The sequence below is a fragment of the Plebeiibacterium sediminum genome (genome assembly GCF_026013605.1).
GTDB lineage: Bacteria > Bacteroidota > Bacteroidia > Bacteroidales > Marinilabiliaceae > Saccharicrinis > Saccharicrinis sediminus.
This window is the reverse complement of the sequence record NZ_JAPDPJ010000256.1, coordinates 1-663: the sequence shown is the minus strand read 5'-3', so window position 1 is coordinate 663 and position 663 is coordinate 1. Positions and strand designations below refer to the sequence as shown.

Sequence of the window (663 nt, the reverse complement as noted above, 5' to 3'; positions counted from 1 at the left end):
AAGAACAATCAGGATTAAGCGTTAGAGATTTTTGTTCCAACCAAGGATTTGCAGTTTCAACTTTCTACAAATGGAAAAAGACATTGCAAGAAGAAGAACAAGTTCAGAGTTTTGTGCCTCTGGTAATAAAAGAGAAGAAATATACAAAAGAGGTACCGATTGTAAGAGATGAAAAAACAATTGATGATAACACATTTGAGTTTACCTTTCCAAACGGAACAAAGCTAAAACTCACCGGGGTATTAGATCTATCAGTGCTCAAAGCAATTATTCATCTCTAATAAAATCGGACTATGTTTAATTTACATGGGAAGCTTCAGTATTTCCTATACCGGCACCGGTTGATATGCGTAAAAGTTTCTATACCCTAAGTGGCATAGTTAGTTCCATTATGAAACGTAATGTACAGGATGGTGAGGCCTTTATTTTTGTTAATCGAAATATGAGTATAATGAAAGTTCTCCATTTAGAGCATGGAGGATTGGTTATTTACCATAAAAGACTAGAAAATGGCACTTTTACATTACCCAGATTTGATGAAGATATCGTGTCACAGCAAATTACCTGGTACTAGTGATGCGTTAACTTTTAAAAATATTTTGCAAACAATTATATTTCAATACAATATAAACGTTCTTTGATTTTTTGATTTGATTTGACTTT

At 32.9% G+C, this 663-nt stretch carries 2 protein-coding genes; both read left to right on the top strand.

Annotated elements, in window-relative coordinates; genetic code table 11:
- A partial coding sequence (tnpA, locus tag OM075_RS25355; RefSeq protein WP_301193355.1) for an IS66 family insertion sequence element accessory protein TnpA occupies positions 1 to 281 on the top strand: 281 nt, incomplete at its 5' end.
- Positions 282 to 328: 47 nt separating this feature from the next.
- The gene (tnpB, locus tag OM075_RS25350) at positions 329 to 574 is read left to right on the top strand and encodes an IS66 family insertion sequence element accessory protein TnpB (RefSeq protein WP_301193356.1); all 246 of its coding nucleotides are present in this window, start codon (positions 329 to 331) and stop codon (positions 572 to 574) included.
- Positions 575 to 663: the final 89 nt, after the last annotated feature.